This is a genomic window from Streptomyces sp. OR43, assembly GCF_008042275.1.
Taxonomy (GTDB): Bacteria; Actinomycetota; Actinomycetes; order Streptomycetales; family Streptomycetaceae; genus Streptomyces.
Genome location: NZ_RDBK01000006.1, coordinates 29,912 through 46,026, shown reverse-complemented (window position 1 = coordinate 46,026; position 16,115 = coordinate 29,912). Strand labels below are relative to the sequence as shown.

The following is a 16,115-nucleotide window of genomic DNA, read 5'->3' as shown; positions in this document are numbered from 1 at the left end:
GCATCGTCCTGCCGGACGACGTGGATCCCGTCCGGATCGCCGCCGCGATGAATCCGGGCATGTCCTCCTGGGTCGCCCTGCGCCGCGCCGACCTCCCGGATCCGGGAGCCCCCGCGCACCTCGCCCCGCCGCAGCCCGAGAGCTCCGGCGCGCACTCGCCCCTGTATCTCCTGGAGCGCCGGGTCGAGCAGACGGTCCCGGCGGGCCGCGCGGCCCTCGGCATGCTCGGCGACGTTACCGCCGAGACCGGCCGCATCCGCCGCGCGGGCCTTCCCACGGCCGCCGGCCTCCTTGCCGCCCTGTGCGCATCGGCGGCCCAACGCGAACGCGACCTCTTCGGCCGTCTGCTCCCTGCCGACACCGACGTCTTCGCCACCTATTGGCTCAGCGCCGCCCGTTATACGGCTGCCGTGGCCGAGTCCCTGTGCGCGGCAGCCTGGAATCCGACGCGAGACGGGCAGCCGGAACACGCAGGGCGGGGGACCTAGGGTCTTTCGTTTGCACGATGCCGGGGGCCCGCGAGTCCGGCATGATCCGAACGGGAGGCGCTAAGGGACGAAGACCAGGCGTGCGTCGGTCGTCTCGGACCATGCCTGCGCGATCCGGGCCAGCGGCACGGCACGGGCCTGGACGTCGATGGCCCCCTCGGTCACCGCTTGCGCCAGCTCGGGCAGTTCGGCGATGAAGTCGCGGGCAGGGACCGAACCGATGCCGCTGCCCACGATGTTCAGCCGCGCCGCCCGCAGGGCCGCGGAAGGGACCGGGGCGGACGCGCCCGCCATGGAGCCGATCTGGATCCAGGTCAGCGGAGCGGAGCGATCGGCGCGCGCGGTAAGCAGGGGCAGCATGGCTCCGGCGGCGGGTTCGCCCCAGACGAAGTCGAGGACGACATCGACATCGGCTGCGGCGGTGACATCGTCGAAGGTGAGCACCCGGTCCGCGCCGAGGCCGGGCAGCGCCGCGAGGCGGGTGGCGTCGCGGCCGGCGGCGAAGACCTGGGCGGCGCCGAACCGCTTGGCGATCTGGACGGCCATGCGTCCGGCGTTGCCGGTGGCGCCGAGGATGAGAACGCGCTGCCCCTCGCGGAAGGTGATGCGGCGGCGCAGGGCGACCCAGGAGGACATGCCCGGATTCATCGCGGCGGCGATCCGGACGGGATCCACGTCGTCCGGCAGGACGATGCTCCGGCGTGAGTCGATCACCGTGCGTTCGGCGAAGGTGCCGAGGTTCGTGTCGTCCAGGGCCGCGTAGCGCAGACGGCCCGAAGGATCGCGCACGACGCCGTCCATGCCGGGGACCAGCGGGAAGACCCCGGAGGCGGAGTAGTGGCTGCCGTTCGCCTTGGACCGGGTCAGGTGGTGCAGGCCCGCCGCCAGGACGTCCACGACCAGGTCGTGCTCGCCCCGTGCCACGGGTTCGGGGTGCTCGCCGTAGACGGGCGGAGCGTCGTACGCCGTGATGATCGCAGCATGCATGAGGAACTCCCACGGGTTGGTTTGTATTACCAATCACTAAGAGAGTTGTTGGTAATGCAAACAATGTCAAGTAGGGTGGCGTGCATGGCTCCCGATGACGACGACTCCACGGACGCCCTGGTCGACGGCCTGGTCCGCAGCGCCTTCCAGGTCATGGGGGTGCTCACCCGGATTGGCGCGGAGTACGACCTGTCCCTCACGCAGCTGCGCGTGCTCGGCATTCTGCGCGACCGAACCCCGCGCATGAGTGACCTCGCGGCGTTCCTGGGACTGGACAAGTCGACCATGTCCGGCCTCATCGCCCGCGCCGAACGGCGGGGGCTGCTGACCCGCGGTACGAGTCCCGGGGACAAGCGCGCCGTCGTCGTCGAGATCACCGACGAGGGACGCGCCCTCACCCAGCGCCTGTACGAGGAGGGCAAGGCCGTCCTCGCACCGGCCACCGGCCGACTCGGTCCGGAGCAGCGCGAACAGCTCGCTCAGCTGCTCGAGCCCCTCCTCTCCCCGCCCCTGCCGGTGGCGCCGCGTCCCGAACGCCCGGTGCACGGGACGTTCTGAGCGGCGCGACGCATCTGCCGGGCCTGCGAAAGCGCTACGCGGGAGACGGCGCGCCCATGATCCACTTGGGCAAACCCTAGGTCGGGGGCGTCTGCTGACCGCGCGGCAGTACGCCCAGGAGCGCCGACGTGAAGGAGGCCCGCAGGGCGTCACGCAGCTCCAGGTGGAGCACGCCGAGGGCCGGCTCGTCCGCGTAGGCGGCGAGGACGCTGGGCGGCGGCGGGACGTACGCCGACAGGGCGCCGGCCGAGACCAGGCTCATCAGGCAGAACAGCTGAGCGCCGTCGCCGAGTTCGGGCACGTGGGAGCGCACGAGGTCGGTCATGGTCGCGAGCCGGCCGAGCGCGGAACGCTTGTGTTCCTTGACCACCTCGACCGAGACGTTGTGTTCGAGGACGCCGCCCTGCGCGCCGAGGAGGTCGCACAGCACCGCCCGGTCCGACAGCGACCGGCTGAGCGTCTCGGCCAGGCGGCCCGCCCGCACTTCCGGTGGCCCGTCGGGCTCGACGTCCGCGGCCAGCTCGTCCGCCAGCTCGGCGAGCCAGCTCTCGAGGAAGACGTCCAGCAGTTCGAGCAGCACTGCCTCGCGCGACTCGAAGTACCGCAGGACGTTCGACTTGGCCAGGCCCACCCGCCGGCTGAGTTCGTTGAGGCTGACCTCGGCCACGGGCATCTCGTCGAGCATCGCCGCCGCCGTGTCCAGGATCGCCCGGCGGCGGATCTCCCGCTGCTCCTCGCTTCGCGCCCGCTGGAATGTCACGCCCCCAGCCTAGCTTAGAGACCGCCGGTACCTTGACAGGAGACCGGTGGTCTCTTAAGTTGACGCTTAACAGACCGGCGGTTTCTTAAAGGAGCATCATGAGCGGCAACTGGACCGAACAGCACATCCCTGATCAGCGCGGCCGGGTGGCGATCGTGACCGGCGCCAACACCGGGCTGGGATTCGAGACCGCCCGGATGCTCGCGGAGCGCGGGGCGGCGGTGGTCCTGGCGGTCCGCGACGTGGACAAGGGCAGGCGGGCAGCTGCCCGTATCACCGGCGACGTCACCGTCCAGGCCCTCGATCTGACCTCGCTGGGCTCGATCCGGTCCGCGGCGGCCGACCTGCGCGCCGCCCACCCGCGCATCGACCTTCTGATCAACAACGCGGGCGTGATGTACACCCCGAAGCAGACCACCGCCGACGGCTTCGAGTTGCAGTTCGGCACCAACCACCTCGGCCACTTCGCCCTCACCGGCCTGCTGCTCGACCGGCTCCTGCCCGTCCCCGGCTCCCGCGTCGTCACGGTCAGCAGCACCGGCCACCGCATCCGGGCCGCCATCCACTTCGACGACCTCCAGTGGGAGCGCTCGTACAGCCGCATCGGCGCCTACGGCCAGGCCAAGCTCGCCAACCTGATGTTCACGTACGAACTGCAGCGCCGGCTCGCACCGCACGGCACCACCGTCGCGGTCGCCGCCCATCCCGGCGTGTCCAACACCGAACTGACCCGCAACGCTCCCGCCGCGCTGCGGGTGCCCGTCACCTGGCTCGCGCCGCTGCTGACCCAGAAGGCCGAGATGGGCGCCCTGCCCACCCTGCGCGCCGCCACCGATCCGGCCGCGACGGGCGGCCAGTACTACGGCCCCGGCAACCGTGGAGAGATCCGCGGCTACCCGAAGCCGGTCGTCTCCAGCCCCGACTCCCACGACCGGGCCGCCCAGCAGCGCCTGTGGACCGTCTCGGAGGAGCTCACCGGGGTGACGTTCCCGGAGTTGGCGCCGCAGCGGAAGGCTTCCTGAGGCGCGGGGGCGGTGCTGGTTCCCGTGCTGGTGTCGTACGCGGCAGGAGCCGCACCGGACGGTTCCCCGCGCCCGGGCCCCGCACCCGCGCGGTCCGCCACCGGGAAGCTGAAGGCGGACTACGAGTCCAACGGCGCGCCGCGGAGCGAGAGCGCGACGGACCTGCTTCCGGCCGGTCGGTTCGAGGTCGGTGACGTGCGGCGCTACGAGTTCAGCGTGCTGCTCAAGGACTGGAAGTCCTAGGCGGCCGGTGACAGCGACGCGGGCGACATCGTCTTCCAGGGCAAGTACGCGGGTGGCAACGTGCCGGCCTTCTACCTCATGGCGATGCGCAACAAGATCGCGTTCAGGTCGCCCCATCTGAACCAGCAGGCCGCGGTGGTGCCGGACCTCCGTCCGTACGTGAACCAGTGGATGAGCTTCCGCGTGGACGCACGCTGGACCACCGACGAAGCGGGCTGCTTCAAGGTCTCCGTACGGCTTCCCGGAGAGTCCGGCTACAAGCCCTCCGCTTCGTACGAGAACGTGCGCACCTACCAGCCGGCCAATCCGGCCGACCACGGCTACATCAAGTGGGGGCTCTACCGGCCCTCGGAGTCGATCGGGAACGGTGACGTACCCACACGCGGATCGTCCAGCACGACGACATCCGCATTCTCGACCTGTCATGACGCGGATTCCCGGACCTCCGGCGCCGGACACCGAGGGCGGCGCCGTCGACGGCAGTCCGTCGCCCTGACCCGCCCCCGGAATCCGCTGCTCCAGGCCATCGTTGACCTTTGATTGATATCTTTCGATGGTCGAGTGAAGAACGATGCCTCACTCGTCATCGAGAGAGGACTGAAGGTGTTGGCTAACGAGCGGCGGGAAGCGATCCTGCGCGCGGTGGAGCGCCAGGGCTCGATCACGGTGAAGGCGCTGGCGGAGGAGATGGGCGTCTCCGCCGTGACCTTGCGTCAGGACGTACGGGAGCTCGCCGGCCAGGGACTGCTGAACCGGGTGCACGGCGGGGCCACGGTGCTGAACCGGCCGCACGGCGGGGCCGCGGCGCCGGCCCCGGACGCTCCCGCTCCGGCACCGACCGATGCCCCGGCGCCCGTCCCCGCCTCCGCGGCCGCCCCGGTTCCCGCCGGGGAGAAGTACTCCGTAGGGCTGGTGGTGCCGCCGGGCGGCTACTACTACGCGGAGGTGATCCGGGGCGTCCAGAACGCGGCCCGCGCGCGTGGCGTCCGCGTCGTGCTGACCGTCTCCGGGGAGTCGCTGGCGGAGAACCAGGAGCAGGTCCGCCAGTTGGTGGCAGGCGGGATCGACAGCCTGCTGCTGATGCTGCACCCGGGCCTGCGCCCGCTGGACGAGGCCGAGCAGTGGCTGAGCACCCTCGAGGTCCCGGCCGTGCTGGTGGAGCGCAGGGCCGGGATACGGGCCGGCCGGCTGGAGCAGGTGGCCTCCGACCACGCCTATGGAGCGGCCCTCGCGGTGCGCCATCTGGCCGGGCTCGGACACGACAAGGTGGCCCTCGTCGCCAGGATCGAAAGCCCCAACACGGCTCTTCTCAGCGCCGGTCACGCCGAGGCCGTGAAGGCCATGGGGCTGACGCCGGGGCCCGAGTTCCTCATCAGCACCACCGGTGACGCGGCTCCCGCCGACGCGCGTTTCGAAGAGGTGGTCCGCGCCGTGGAATCCGGTGAGGTCCGGGCCGCCCTGGTGCACAACGACATCGATGCCATCGCGCTCGTCGGCATCCTGCGCGCACGCGGCAGGCGCGTGCCGGAGGATCTGGCCCTGGTCACCTACGACGACGAGGTCGCCGAGCTGAGCGACGTCCCCCTCACCGCCGTCGCACCGCCCAAACAGGCGGTGGGGGCATGGGCGCTCGACCTGGCGGTACGCCGGCTGTCCGACCCGGCCACCCCGCTGGCCGAGATCCTGCTCCGCCCGGAACTGCGGGTCCGCGCGTCCTGCGGCGCCGACCGACGGAGCGACGCATAGGCAAGTGATGTCATATGGTTTCGATATCAAAAAACGAAAGCATATGCATTGACTCGCTGTCGTACGTAACGAATGATTGCGGTGACACCCAAGCAAACGATCGGTGGCACACCATGTTTCGTAGACGACTGACAGCGCTGGTCTGCTCCGTCGCGGCTGTCGGCCTGCTCGCCACAGGATGTGGTGACTCGGACAGCGGGACCTCCACGGCGGAGAAGGGCACCGGAAAGGTCACCTTCTGGTCCTTCGTCAAGGGCTCCGACGAAGTGGCGAAGGCCTTCAACCGGACCCACCCGGACATCGAGGTGACCTTCGAGGCGGTTCCCTCGGGCCAGGAGTACTACTCCAAACTCACGAACGCCGTGAAGGCCGGCACCGCCCCGGATGCCGCGGTCATCGAGTACCCGCAGCTGCCGGAGTTCGCCACCCAGGGCAAGCTGGAAACGCTCAGTGACTCGCTCGGTCCGCTCGTCAAGGACCATTTCCCCAAGTCGGTAAGGCAGTTGGTCGAGCTCGGTGGCCAGACGTGGGGCGTTCCCCGTGACGCGGCCCCGCTGATGCTGTACTACCGCAACGACTTCTTCAAGAGTCACGGGATCAGCGTCCCCAAGACGTGGGACGCCTACCGGGACATGACCGCCCAGGTGAAGAAGGCGGACCCGAAAGCCCGCGGCGGAGTTCTTTACACCGACAACCCGGGGCTGCTGACCGCCCTCGCCTGGCAGGCCGGTTCGCAGTGGTTCGGCACGGAGAAGGACTCCTGGAAGGTGTCGCTGGACGACGCTCCGTCCCGGAAGGTCGCCGACTACTGGGGTGACCTCGCCCGGAAGGACCTCGTCGCCTCGGTGAGCTCGCTCGACCCGTTCTGGACGAGCGTCCAGCAGAACCGGACCGTCGCCTACGTCTGCGCGAGCTGGTGCGCGGGCGCGCAGCAGGCGACCGTCGCCGACCAGAAGGGCAAGTGGTCGGTGGCCCCCGTGCCCACCTGGGACGGCAAGCCCGCCTCGGCCATGTACGGCGGCTCCTCGTTCGTCATCCCGAAAGGCGCCGAGAACAGCGGCGCCGCCGAGGAGTTCATCAAGTGGATCACCACTGATCCCGCGGGCATGAAGGCGTGGGTATCCTCCGGGACCAGCAGCATGTTCCCCGCCGACCCCGAGCTCCTGCCGGTCACCAAGGCCGCCTTCCCCACCGACTACTTCGGCGGCCAGGACGTGTACGCCCTGGGCAGCGAGTCCTACGCCGCGGTCCGGCCCGGCTGGACGTGGGGCCCCGTGATGGGGACCACGAACACGGCCATCGTCGACCAGCTCCCGAAGGTCGCCCAGGGCAAGGTGAAGCTCTTCGACGTCCTCACCGGCTCCCAGCAGGAGACCGTGAAGGACATGGAGCGGCGCGGGATGAACGTCGCCCCGTAGTACACGAACCCCGGTGAGCCGATGCCCGCACCGCAGGCCGAGGCCGGCATCGGCTCCCGCCCCGACGCTTCCCGCACCCCTCGAGAAAGGCCCGGTATGACAACTCCGTCAGCCCGCGCCCAGCGCCGCACCGCCACCCTGCTCCTGGCCCCCTTCTTCGTCCTGTTCGCCGCCGTCACCCTCGCCCCGCTGGTCTACGCGGGCTGGATGAGCCTGTTCACCACCCACACCTCCGGCCTCGGCTTCGGTGGTACGGAAGAGGTCTTCGCCGGACTCGACAACTACGTACACGCGTTGGCGGACCCGTCCTTCCGCGGCGGATTCCTCACCATCGCCGCGTACGTCGCGATCTACATCCCGGTGATGATCGGCGGCGCGCTCGTCCTCGCCCTGCTGCTGGACTCCGCGCTGACCAGGGCACGGACCTTCTTCCAGCTGGCCCTGTTCCTCCCGCACGCGGTGCCCGGTCTGATCGCGGCACTCATCTGGGTCTACCTGTACACACCCGGACTGAGCCCGGTGATCGACTTCCTCGGCGCCGGCGGCCTCGACATCGACTTCCTGTCGGCGGACAACGCGGTCTTCTCCGCGGCGAACATCGCCGTCTGGGAGTGGATCGGGTACAACATGGTCATCTTCTACGCCGCCCTCCAGGCGGTGCCGACCGAGGCCCTGGACGCGGCGAAGATCGACGGTGCCGGCCAGATCCGTACCGCACTGTCGATCAAGGTGCCGATGATCCGCCCGGCCATCGCCCTGGCCGTGCTGTTCACCGTGATCGGGTCGGTCCAGCTCTTCACCGAACCGAAGGTCATCTACAGCGCCTCCAGTTCGATCGGCAGCAGCTGGACGCCCAACATGTTCGTCCAGACGGCCGCCTTCACCCACAACGACTTCGGACTGGCAGCGGCGGCCTCGCTGCTCATCGCGCTGTTCGCCGCGCTGCTGTCCTTCCTCGTCACCCGCTTTTCGCGCAGCAGGAGCAAGCCGTGACCAAGACCATGACGCGCGTTGCCCCCGCCGGCACCGATCCGGTCCCGGAGCGGACCGACAGGACCCGGCCGGGCGGGCGCGGCCCGGCGAACCGTCCGTCGCTCCTGCTGTCCAGAGCCGGTGTGACCGCGATGCTGGGTCTCGCCGCCCTCTACACGCTCCTGCCGATGCTCTGGCTGGTCCTCTCGTCCACCAAGAGCCGCCAGGACCTCTTCGCCACCAACGGCTTCGCCCCGGGCAAGGACTTCGCGCTCGCCGACAACCTCTCGTACCTGTTCGAGGTCGACAACGGGATCTTCCTGCGCTGGCTGCTCAACACGGTCCTGTACGCCGGTGTCGGCTCGCTGCTGGCGACCGTGTTCAGCGTGGCCGCCGGGTACGCGTTCGACAAACTGAACTTCCCCGGCAAGGAGAAGCTCTTCTCGTTCGTCCTGCTGGGCGTGATGGTGCCCGGAACGGCGATGGCGATCCCGCTGTACCTGATCGCTGCCGAAGCCGGTCTGGTGAACACCTTCTGGGGCGTGTTCATCCCCGGCCTCGTCTTCCCGTTCGGGGTCTACCTGGCCCGCGTCTTCAGCGCCTCGTACATCCCCAATGAGGTACTCGAGGCCGCCCGCGTGGACGGGGCGGGCGAGTTCAGGACCTTCTGCAGGATAGCCCTGCCCATGATCGCGCCGGGCTTCGTGACCATCTTCCTCTTCCAGTTCACCCAGATCTGGAACAGCTTCTTCCTTCCCCTGGTGATGCTGTCCGACAAGGACCTCTTCCCGGTCAACCTCGGGCTGTACGTCTGGTACTCCTCCGCGCTCTCCCAGGGGCACCCACAGGACTACCTCCTGGCCATCGTCGGATCGCTGGTGTCCGTGATCCCGCTGGTCGTCCTCTTCCTGATGCTCCAGCGGTTCTGGAAGTCCGGCATGACAGCCGGCGCCGTCAAGTAGGCCGTCAAGCAGGCCATCGTCCCGAGGAACCCCATGTCATCCACACCGCCCCGCCCGCGCGCCCTGTTCGCGATGGGCCGCCCGCACCGGGACGCCCTCTTCCCGCCCTCCGCGATCGACCGTCTGACCCGTCTCGTCGACATCGAACCGCAGCTCGTCGCCGAGGACTTCGACGATGTGCCCCGCCTGGCAGCCGTCGAGCTCCTGATCACCTCCTGGGGATGCCGCCCCCTCGACGACGCCGTGCTGGCCCGCATGCCGATGCTGAAGGCAGTCGTGCACGCCGCCGGAAGCGTCAAGCACCATGTGACGGAGGCCTGCTGGGACCGCGGAATCCTCGTCTCCACGGCGGCCGCCGCCAACGCCGTACCCGTGGCCGAATACACGCTCGCCGCCATCCTCTTCGCCAACAAGCGCGTCCTGGAGATCGGCGGGCTCTACCGGGACCAACGAACCCCCCTGGACTGGGCGGATCGCTTCCCCGGCTTCGGCAACTACCGCCGGACGGTCGGCCTGGTGGGCGCGTCCCTCGTGGGCCGGCGGGTGCTGGAGTTGCTGCGGCCCCACGACTTCGACGTGCTGCTGGCCGACCCGCACCTCGATCCCGGGACGGCCCGGTCGATGGGCGCCCGGCTCGTCGAGCTCGACGAACTGCTGGCCGGCTCCGACGTCGTCTCGCTGCACGCGCCCGCGCTGCCCGAGACGTACCACCTGCTGGACGCCCGCAGACTGTCGCTCCTGCGGGACGGTGCCACCCTCGTCAACACGGGGCGCGGATCCCTCGTCGACACCGCGGCACTCACCGCCGAGGCGCTCTCGGGACGCATCCACGCCGTCCTCGACGTCACCGAGCCCGAGGTACTGCCGGCGGCCTCTCCGCTCTACTCGCTGCCGAACGTGCTGCTGACCCCGCACATCGCCGGCTCGCTCGGCGGCGAGCTCCTGCGAATCACCCGCAGTGCGCTGGACGAGATCGAACGCTACTGCGCCGGGTGGGAGTTCGCGTACCCCGTGACCCGGGCGGCCCTGACCACATCGGCCTGAGCCGCATCCGGACGGCTGCCGAGCCACCCGCCACATGGGAGTGCCGATCACCGTGACCACACCGCGCGCCAGAACCCGGAGGGACCGCATGCCCCGGACCGACCGCCTGTCGGACGTTCTCGTCTTCACCCGCACCACGGCCTACCGCCACGACTCGATACCTGCCGGGCAGACGGCCCTGCGTGAGCTGGGGGAGGAGCACGGCTTCGCCGTGGAGACCTCCGAGGACCCCTCGGTCTTCACCGACGCCTCGCTGGCAGGCCGCGGTGCGGTGGTCTTCCTGTCCACCAGCGGCGACGTGCTCACCCCGGACGGGCGGACGGCGCTCCGCCGCTGGACCTCGGACGGCGGCGGCTTCATGGGAATCCATGCCGCCGCGTGCACCGAGTACGGCTGGCCGTACTACGGGGAGCTGATCGGCGCCCGCTTCGCCGGCCACCCGGAGTTCCAGTCCGGCACCGTGCTGGTGGAGGACCGGAGCCATCCGGCGATGCGCCATCTGCCGCCGCGGTGGGACTGGAACGACGAGTGGTACGACTTCCGGTGCAGCCCTCGGCGCCCCGGCGTACAGATCCTCGCCACCATCGACGAAGCCGGCTACGAGGGAGGCGCCATGGGCGCCGATCACCCCCTGGTGTGGTGCAAGGAGTCCGGCGCCGGCCGCTCGTTCTACACGTCGCTGGGCCACGCGGACGACGCCTACACCGACCCGGCCTTCCGAGGTCATCTCCTGGGCGGCCTGCGCTGGGCTGCGGGCTGATCCCTCCGGCCACGGGAAATGACGTCGATTCCCCGTGCGCATCCTCAGAAACCCACGAAGGAGTACACACCATGCAGGACGGATCGATCACACGACGTCAGATGATGCAGTGGGGAGCCGCCGGTGCGGGGGCGCTGGCCGTCGCCGGCCTCACCGCGACCGACGCCCGGGCGACGCCGGGGTCGGGCGCGCAGGTCACGGACCTCGGCCCGGGCGTGAACAACTTCTCGCTCGCCGCCGCCATTCCGGTGGGAGACAAGGCATACATCGCCTCGCGCAACATCGACCCGATGCGGATCATCGGCTTCGACTTCGGCACCGCGAAGGTCACCAGTGTCACCGAAGGACCCGGGATCAGTACGCAGCTGCTCGCCGTGGACCCGGACGGCCGGTATCTGTACGCGGCGGTCCGGGAGTACGACTCCGCCCCGGGCCCCGGCTTCATCCGGCTCGATCTCTCCGTGGACGGCGCGCCCAAGGAGGATCTCCACTCGATCCCCGGCCTCGATCCGTACGCGATCACGGTGTCGCCGGACAACAAGATCTTCTTCGGCGGGCGGGAGCCCCGGCCCAGGCTGCGCGAGTACGACCCTGCCACCGGTGAGCTCACCGAGATCGCGATCCCCGATCCGGACGTACCGATGATCCGCTGCCTGCTGGCGACGCGGGACAGGATCTACATCGGCACCGGTGCCTCGCTCGGCGCCACTCCGACGAGCACCAGGGCCGGGCTCTTCGTCATGGACCGCGCCACGAAGAAGATCACGTCGATCCTGCCGAAGGAGTTCGCGGGTCAGGTCGAGGTCCGGGACATCGGTCTTGACGACGGCACCCTGTATGTGTGCTCGACCACCGACGCCGGGGCGGCGGTCGCCGTCATGGACGCGGACGACCCGGCCCGGTACACCCTCCTGCAGAGTGAGCAGCACTTCCTCCGGCTGCCGCGCAAGCTCGGCGACAAGATGTACTTCAACGGCGCCGCGCTGATCGAACTGACGCTGAGCACCGGCACGTTCCGCGAGATCAAGCCCAAGGACGGCGAATTCGGCGAGATCTGGGGCCTGTGGATCCGCGACGACAAGGTCGTCGTCGTCTCGGCCTTCGGCCTGATCTTCGAAGTCGATCCGAGCACGGGCTCGGACACCTCCTGGGACCTGATCGAGGCGGGCGCCCCCATCGGGCCCCAGCTGGCGATGTCGATAGCCGCCGACACGCACAACGTGTACGTCGGCGGGACGAACGCGGTGGCACGGCACGATCTGCGCACCGGGCAGCAGAGCCGGGTGCTGGCGACGAGCGAGGCCAAGGACATCCTGCTGCGCGGTGGCACCGCCCACTTCGCCCAGTACAACGCGATCGGCCTGCTCGCGTACGACCCGCGCACCGACGACGCGTGGGCCCGCAAGCTGGCCGATCTGCCGCCGGAGCAGAACCGCCCGCACCAGATCGTCTGGGACGACCGGCACCGGCTGATGCTGGTCGGGCTGCAGTCCGACTACGCGTCGGGCGGCTCGCTGATGACGTACGACCCGAAGAGCGGCGCCACCACGGTCGCCGTCAATCCCATCGATGACAGGCAGATGATCCGTGCCGTCGTCGCGCACGACGGCGTGACCTATCTCGGCGGTCAGAACGTCGCCGCCACCGCCGGCACCCTGGTCGCGTGGGACCCGGTCCGGAGGCGGGAACTGTGGCGGATGACGCCGCAGTCCGAGCCCACCGGGATCACCGGCCTCGCCGTGCTCGGCCGTCACCTGTACGTCATGTGTCACAGGGGCGACTTCTTCGTGATCGACCTGCGCACCCGAAAGGTGATCCACTCCGCCGACCACGGCCCGGTGGTGCCGAACTACGGGACGCTGCTGGCCGACCGGGGATACGTGTACGGGGCGTCCAGCTCGGACTTCGTCCGCTACGACCCCAGGACGTTCGCGCGCACCGACCTGGTCGCGCTCGATGCGGACTGGTACGGCATTCCGCGAGCCGCGGTGGACGAGCGTGGCAGGTTCTACGCCGTCCGCGGGCGCAACCTGATCCGGATCGACGTCAGCCGCTGCTGAGCGCCCGTACCGGTGAAGTGCCGGGGCTGCGCGCGCCGCGAACCGATGCACGGGGAAGCACCTGCCCGGTCCACCGCCGTGAGGCAGCGGACCGGGCAGGTGGCGGACACGCGAGACCAGTGACCGCCGTGCTCTCCGTAGGCGGGCCTGGGTCAGTCGGTCATGCTGCCCATCTTCCAGACGGTCATGGACTTGATGACGCTGCCGTCGCCGAAGAGGCGCAGGCCCAGCGAGTCCTGGCGGAAGGGGTAGGCGCGGGTGGTGATGGACTTGTGGGAGTTGGCGTAGGCCTCGATCATCGAGCGGTCGAGGAACACGTCGAGGGTCAGCTCACCGTTGGTGAGCGTGAGCGGGCCCTTCTGGATCCCGAGGTCGCCTTCGGCGCTGGAGTTGTTCCCGGAGCGTGTGCGGTCGACGCCCAGCTGTCCGGCGGCGGGGTCGTAGAAGAGGCGGGTGCGTTCCTCGTCCCCGGGGCTGCGCAGCACATCGAGTCCGAAGGTGCCGGCGGTGCCCTGCTGCACGGTCAGCTTGATGTGGAGCATGTCGCCCTTGATGCCGGCCAGGCGTGTGTTGGCGTCGTTGACGGATGCCGGTTCGCTGATGTCCAGGAGCGGGGCGCCGGTGTGGAGGCGGGAGACCTCCGCCACGGGGCCGAAGCCGAGGTCTCCGTCGGGGCGCATGGACAGTTGGACGGGGAGGCCGGCGTTGTGGGCCCACCCGGCGTCGTAGTGGGCGCGTTCCGTGCGCCGGTCCTGCGCGATGCTGAAGACGAGGGACCGTCCCTTGTCGTCGACCGTGCCGCTCGGGCCGGTGAAGTGGTCGCCGTAGTCCATCAGCTTGGGCTCGGTCGTGTCGGGTGTCCAGCGGCGGGCACCGGCGTCCCAGGTGCCGACCCAGTAGTAGACGTACTTGCTGCTGTACTCGCCGGGGCCGGCGGGGAACGCCGGGTTGACGAGCAGCGCCCGGCGCTGGCGGCCCTGGGCGTCCTTTCCGATGGGCAGGAAGGTGGGCAGTTCCCAGACCTGGCCGGTCTTGGGATGGGCCGCGACATCGCCGACCATCAGGGGGCCCGAGTAGGTCCAGTCGGTGAGGTTCTTGGAGGTGTAGAGCAGGGCGGTGCCGCCGACGTCGGTGCCGGAGGCGGTCTGGACGCCCGAGCCCATCAGCTGGAACCAGGTGTCCCCCTCCTTCCAGACGAAGGGGTCGCGGAAGTCGCCGAAGCGGACCTTCCGTCCTTCACCGACGTTCAGGTCGGCTGTCTGGCTGGTGACCAGGGTGGGGTGCATCTTCCACTCGACCAGGTCGGGGTCGCTGGGATCGACGGGACGGGCGAGGCCCGTGGCCTGGTTGGGGCGCTGGGAGTCGTTGCCTGCCGTGAACAGCAGGACGGGGACGCCGTTCTCGTCGAGCGTAGAGTCACCGGACCAGACACCGTCGGGTGCCACGCTGCCCGCGGTGGGGGCGAGGGCGACGGGCAGGTCCCGCCAGTGGACCAGGTCCTCGCTGACCGCGTGGCCCCAGCCGATGTTGTGCCAGTAGGGGCCGTGGGAGTTGTGCTGGTAGAAGAGGTGGTACTTGCCGTTGACCTGGATGGGGGCGTGGGGCTCGTTCATCCAGTGGTTGGGGGCGGTGAAGTGGTAGCCGGGGCGGTAGCGGTCACCGTCGTAGCGCGAGCGGTCCATGGCCATGCGCGCCGCTGGAATGCTGCCCCCGCTGAACGTCTGGAGGTCCTGCTGATGGCTCGTGGCGACCGAGGCGGCGGTGAGCGGGCCGGTGTGGACCTTCACCTCGTCGATCAGACCGTTGAACATGTTCACGGCGAAGGTGCCGTTGATGACGGTCGGCTGGTTGTGGCGCCCGATGATCATCGGGACGTCGGCCTTGGCCATCCGGGCAGTCGTGGGGATGGCGGTCCGGGCGACCTGCTCGCCGTTCAGGTACAGCCTGATGGCGCCTTCGGCCGGCGCGAACACCGCGGCGAGATGGGCCCACTTCCCGGCGGCCAGGGCCGCGGCCCCGGGCACCTTCGTCTCGTACCAGGCATCTCCGGTCCCGACTCCGAACTCCCATACTCCGTGCCGGCCGACGCCCAGGGAGAAGCCGCGGCGTGCGGCCTTGTCCTGCTGGTTGACGATGACGGAGGGCTTGCCGTCGTCGCCCCACTCGAAGGCGCGCGGTGCGACCCACCCTTCGACGGTCATGCCGTCGGTGGGGAGCTGTGTCTGTGAGGCGGCGCGTGTGACCCAGGTCGAATAGCCGTCGAACAGGAGGGCGCCGGAGAGGACGCCTTCCTCCTCGCGCGCGGTGCGCCACAGGGGGTCGCTGTCCGGCTTGTACACCGCGTCGTTGAAGACGTAGCTGATCGGGTCCGCGGCCTGGCTGATCCGCTCCGTGGTCGCGGTGCCACGGCCCTCGGCGAAGTCCCAGTAGGCGGCGAGCCCTTCCTCGGCGGGAGTGGGCGCCTTGTCGACTCCGACGCGTACGTCGTCGAGGTTGATGTGGCCCCAGCCGCCCGTGGCCAGGTCGACCGCGGTGACGCGGAGCTGTTCGCCGAGGTGGTCGCGGGCGTCCCAGGTGACGCGGTGGTACGCCTCGTCGTCGGTGCCGGTGGCCTTGTGGAGGACGGTTCCGTCCGGTGCGGTCAGCGCGACGTACAACTGGGCCTCGTTGCGGCCGCCGGAGACCAGGGCGCTGATCATTCCCGTACCGGTCACGGTGAAGGGTTCGGACGTGACGGTGCCCGTGGCGTCGTCGCCGGCGCCGGCGAATCCCCACAGGTGGTGGGTGCCTTCCTGGTTGAAGCAGCATCCCCACCCCCAGCCCGGATCGTCGGTGACGGCCCCGTCGAAGGCCGTTCCGGTGGTGGTCCAGCCGCGGAGGTCGCCGGTCTCGAAGCCGGGGTTGGACAGGGCGGTCTCGCTTGCGCGGGCGGGCTGCGACATCAGGGGTGAGGTCAGGCCGAGGCATATCGTGAGCGCGAGCAACAGGCGCAGCACGTTGCTTCTGCTCGTCGTCGCGGGTTTCGCTGGGGAGCGGGTTCGCATCCGAACCTCCGGTGGTGTGGGGTCGAGGTGAGCGGGTGGAGCAAGGTGCCG

Annotated in this window: 14 protein-coding genes and 1 pseudogene; 12 read left to right on the top strand and 3 right to left on the bottom strand. The window is 69.7% G+C overall.

All coding sequences use genetic code 11. The annotated features are described in order from the left end of the window. A pseudogene (locus EAO72_RS03265) lies at nt 1–488 on the top strand (hypothetical protein); the annotation flags it as partial. A 60-nt stretch (nt 489–548) separates the two neighbouring features. Here the strand turns inward: EAO72_RS03265 and EAO72_RS03260 are convergent. After that, nucleotides 549–1,475 (bottom strand): quinone oxidoreductase family protein, encoded by a 927-nt coding sequence (locus EAO72_RS03260; RefSeq protein ID WP_148015694.1) that lies wholly within the window; start codon nt 1,473–1,475, stop codon nt 549–551. 84 nt (nt 1,476–1,559) lie between these two features. Between EAO72_RS03260 and EAO72_RS03255 the strand changes: the two genes are divergently transcribed. Further along, on the top strand, nt 1,560–2,033 hold the full coding sequence (locus EAO72_RS03255; protein ID WP_148015693.1) for a MarR family winged helix-turn-helix transcriptional regulator: 474 nt from the start codon (nt 1,560–1,562) through the stop codon (nt 2,031–2,033). A gap of 76 nt (nt 2,034–2,109) precedes the next feature. Here the strand turns inward: EAO72_RS03255 and EAO72_RS03250 are convergent, their stop codons facing one another. Further along, on the bottom strand, nt 2,110–2,793 hold the full coding sequence (locus EAO72_RS03250) for a TetR/AcrR family transcriptional regulator (protein WP_148015692.1): 684 nt from the start codon (nt 2,791–2,793) through the stop codon (nt 2,110–2,112). A 98-nt stretch (nt 2,794–2,891) separates the two neighbouring features. Between EAO72_RS03250 and EAO72_RS03245 the strand changes: the two genes are divergently transcribed. The 10 genes from EAO72_RS03245 (at nt 2,892) to EAO72_RS03205 (ending at nt 13,020) form a co-directional block, all read left to right on the top strand. After that, nucleotides 2,892–3,815 carry an SDR family NAD(P)-dependent oxidoreductase gene (locus EAO72_RS03245; protein ID WP_148015691.1) on the top strand — a complete coding sequence of 308 codons (924 nt, stop codon included), beginning with the start codon at nt 2,892–2,894 and terminating at the stop codon, nt 3,813–3,815. A gap of 12 nt (nt 3,816–3,827) precedes the next feature. Beyond that, on the top strand, nt 3,828–4,058 hold the full coding sequence (locus tag EAO72_RS42710; protein WP_261991293.1) for a hypothetical protein: 231 nt from the start codon (nt 3,828–3,830) through the stop codon (nt 4,056–4,058). A 60-nt stretch (nt 4,059–4,118) separates the two neighbouring features. After that, on the top strand, nt 4,119–4,598 hold the full coding sequence (locus EAO72_RS03240) for a polysaccharide lyase (protein WP_261991292.1): 480 nt from the start codon (nt 4,119–4,121) through the stop codon (nt 4,596–4,598). Between the two features lie 21 nt (nt 4,599–4,619). After that, nucleotides 4,620–5,804, top strand: coding sequence for a substrate-binding domain-containing protein (locus tag EAO72_RS03235; protein ID WP_261991291.1), 1,185 nt, complete (start codon nt 4,620–4,622; stop codon nt 5,802–5,804). Between the two features lie 113 nt (nt 5,805–5,917). Then, complete coding sequence (locus EAO72_RS03230) at nt 5,918–7,222, top strand: ABC transporter substrate-binding protein (RefSeq protein WP_148015690.1); 1,305 nt, start codon at nt 5,918–5,920, stop codon at nt 7,220–7,222. Between the two features lie 96 nt (nt 7,223–7,318). Beyond that, the gene (locus EAO72_RS03225) at nt 7,319–8,215 is read left to right on the top strand and encodes a carbohydrate ABC transporter permease (protein ID WP_148015689.1); all 897 of its coding nucleotides are present in this window, start codon (nt 7,319–7,321) and stop codon (nt 8,213–8,215) included. Between the two features lie 8 nt (nt 8,216–8,223). After that, nucleotides 8,224–9,156 carry a carbohydrate ABC transporter permease gene (locus EAO72_RS03220; protein WP_148015755.1) on the top strand — a complete coding sequence of 311 codons (933 nt, stop codon included), beginning with the start codon at nt 8,224–8,226 and terminating at the stop codon, nt 9,154–9,156. Nucleotides 9,157–9,189: 33 nt separating this feature from the next. Beyond that, nucleotides 9,190–10,200, top strand: a complete 1,011-nt coding sequence (locus EAO72_RS03215; protein WP_410089987.1) for a hydroxyacid dehydrogenase — start codon at nt 9,190–9,192, stop codon at nt 10,198–10,200. 88 nt (nt 10,201–10,288) lie between these two features. After that, nucleotides 10,289–10,960 carry a ThuA domain-containing protein gene (locus tag EAO72_RS03210; protein WP_148015688.1) on the top strand — a complete coding sequence of 224 codons (672 nt, stop codon included), beginning with the start codon at nt 10,289–10,291 and terminating at the stop codon, nt 10,958–10,960. A gap of 71 nt (nt 10,961–11,031) precedes the next feature. After that, nucleotides 11,032–13,020: a PQQ-binding-like beta-propeller repeat protein gene (locus tag EAO72_RS03205; RefSeq protein ID WP_148015687.1), complete on the top strand. Its 1,989-nt coding sequence runs from the start codon at nt 11,032–11,034 to the stop codon at nt 13,018–13,020. Nucleotides 13,021–13,172: 152 nt separating this feature from the next. Here EAO72_RS03205 and EAO72_RS03200 read toward each other — a convergent pair whose 3' ends face one another. Next, nucleotides 13,173–16,016, bottom strand: a complete 2,844-nt coding sequence (locus EAO72_RS03200; protein ID WP_187284917.1) for a GH32 C-terminal domain-containing protein — start codon at nt 16,014–16,016, stop codon at nt 13,173–13,175. Nucleotides 16,017–16,115 lie beyond the last annotated feature (99 nt).